Raw genomic sequence first — 2,673 nt, 5'->3', positions numbered from 1 at the left:
GGCTCGGGCCAGGGCGGCGGGGTTGCGGCTGGATGTGGCGGATGTGTTCGCGCGGCAGAGTGTGGGTGAGCTGGCCGGGTCGGTGCGGCTTACGGCCACGCCGGTGCTGGCCGAGCAGGGGGCGGTGTCGGGGCCGGTGTTGTTGACGCCGATCCAGCATTGGTTCGTCGGTCAGGACATCGCTGATCGTGATCATTGGAACTGGTCGGGCATGTTCGAGCTCGCGCCTGGGGCCGATGCCTCGGCGTTGGCGCGTGCGGTGGATGCTGTGGTGGCGCATCATGACGCGCTGCGGATCCGGTTCGTCTATGACCCGGTTCGGGAAGCTTGGGCGCAGCGCATTGTTGAGCGCGAGTTGGCGGAGATCTTCTCGGTCGTGGATGCGGTCGGGATGGTTGAGGCCCAGGTCGTCGAGCGGATGACGCTCGCGCAGACGTCGTTGAGCCTGGCCGATGGGCCGTTGATCCGGGTGGTCTACTTCGATCGGGGCGAGGAGCCGGGCTGGCTGGGGATCACTGTTCATCACCTGGTGATGGATGGCGTGTCGTGGAACGTCCTGCTGGAGGACCTCGACAGCGCTTACCGAGGCGAGCCGCTGCCTGCCAAGACGACGTCCTTCCAGCAGTGGGCGGAGAAGCTGCAGAGCTATGCCGCCTCGGATGAGGTGCGAGCACAGCTGCCGTACTGGACCCAGCAGGTGGAATCCGGCTTCGCCGTGCCGGTTGATGAGACTGGAGGCGGTGGCGAGCGGGCGGATGAGGTCGTGCGGGTTTCGCTGGATGCCGAGACGACTTCGGCGTTGCTGACGCGGGTGCACAGGGCGTATCGGACGCAGATCAACGATGTGTTGCTGGCCGGGCTGTTGCAGGCGTTGGGTGAGTGGGCGGGCACCGATGCGGTGACGATCGATCTGGAGAGTCATGGTCGGGAGGCCATCGCTGAAGAGGTCGATCTGTCGCGGACGGTGGGTTGGTTCACTTCGATCTTCCCGGTCAGGTTGGCTGCTGCCGATCTGGGCGATCCGGCGGTGGTGCTCAAGTCGGTCAAGGAGCAGTTGCGCGGTAGTCCTGATCGTGGTGTGGGTTATGGGGCCCTGCGTTATCTGACGGGTGAGCTGGGTCAGGTGGCGGATCGGCAGGTTCTGTTCAATTACATGGGTGGTGCTGACGTCGCCGGTGATGAGGCGGTGGGGTTGCTGGTTCGGGAGTTGTCGCCGGAGTTGTGTGGGCCCAGTGGTGAGACGGGTTCGCATGTGTTGCAGATCGAGGCGTTTCAGACGGCCGATGGCGAGATGGCGTTCGAGTGGTACTTCTGCAGGGGTCTGCATCGTGCCGAGACGATCGAGCGGGTCGCGGAGAGCTATGTGCGGGCGTTGCGGGCGTTGGTGGAGCATTGTCTGTTGCCGGGGGCGGGTGGGTTCACGCCGTCGGATTTCGCGTTGGTGAGGTTGGATCAGGCGGCGGTGGATGCGTTGCCGGGTGGTGGGCGGATTCAGGATGTGTATCCGTTGGCTCCGGTGCAGCAGGGGATGCTGTTCCACGTGGTCGAGGCGCCGGCGGATGGGCGGGGCGTGTATTGGGCGCAGGGCGTCTACGAGTTCACCGGTGCCCTCGATGCGCGGCTGTTGCGGCAGGCGTGGGATGTCGTCGTGGAACGGCACGTGGCGCTGCGGAGCGCGTTCGTCTGGGAGGGTGTGCCCGAGCCGGTTCAGGTGGTTTATGACCGGGTCGAGGTGCCGTTCGAGGTGGCGGACTGGTCCGACGCCAATGATGCGCAGGTGCAGCAGGGCCGGTTGGAATCGTTGCTGGCTGCTGATCGTGAGCGTGGGTTCGATCTGGCGCGTCCGCCGTTGATGCGGGTGTATCTGGTCGATCGGGGTGATGACCGGTACTGGATGGTGTGGTGCCTGTATCAGGGTGCCTTCGATGGGTGGAGTCTGCCCATCGTCATGGACGAGGTGTCGCAGGTTTACGAGGCTCTGCTGGTGGGGGAGCCGTTGTCTTTGCCGGCGGTGCGGCCGTACCGGGACTTCATCGCGTGGTTGCGAGAGCAGGAGCCGAAGGACGCGGAGGAGTTCTGGCGACGTTATCTGGCGGGGTTTGAGGCGCCGACGGCGTTGCCGGTGGATCGGCAGGTCAGCGAGCACTGGGCGCAGGATAAGCGGCAGGTTGAGCTGTCGGGTGAGGTGACGGCTGGTCTGGTGGCGTTGGCGCGGCGGGCTCGGGTGACGTTGGGCACCGTGGTGCAGGCCGGGTGGGCGCTGCTGTTGTCGCGGTATAGCGGTGAGTCCGATGTGATGTTCGGTCTGACGGTGTCGGGTCGTCCGGCGGAGTTGTCCGGGATGGAGTCGATCGTCGGGTTGTTCATCAACACGCTGCCGTTGCGCGCTCGGGTGCCTTCCGATGTGGCGTTCATCGAGTGGCTTCGGGAGTTGCAGGACAACCAGGTCGCGTTGCAGCGGTTCGAGTACACGCCGCTGGTGGATATCCAGCGCTATTCGGCCGTCCCTCGTGGGACCTCGCTGTTCGACAGCATCATGGTGTTCGGCAACTACCCGCAGGAGGAGTTGCCGGAGTCGGCGGTGGCTGAGGGCGGCGTGTTCGCTTCGGTGGAGTCGCTGGAGCAGGGCAACTATCCGATCACGTTCGCGGTGGATCTGCTGGAGCGGTTGCG

The 2,673-nt window shown here is 65.2% G+C and carries 1 protein-coding gene; it reads left to right on the top strand.

What is annotated here, in order from left to right; all coding sequences use genetic code 11:
* Positions 1-22 precede the first annotated feature (22 nt).
* On the top strand, positions 23-2,673 hold a 2,651-nt coding region (locus DQW85_RS00710), incomplete at its 3' end, for a condensation domain-containing protein (protein WP_240196832.1).

It is taken from the genome of Nonomuraea lactucae (assembly GCF_003313395.1).
Lineage (GTDB): Bacteria > Actinomycetota > Actinomycetes > Streptosporangiales > Streptosporangiaceae > Nonomuraea > Nonomuraea lactucae.
The sequence above is the reverse complement of the archived record's forward strand: the minus strand, read 5'-3'. Positions and strand labels throughout refer to the sequence as shown.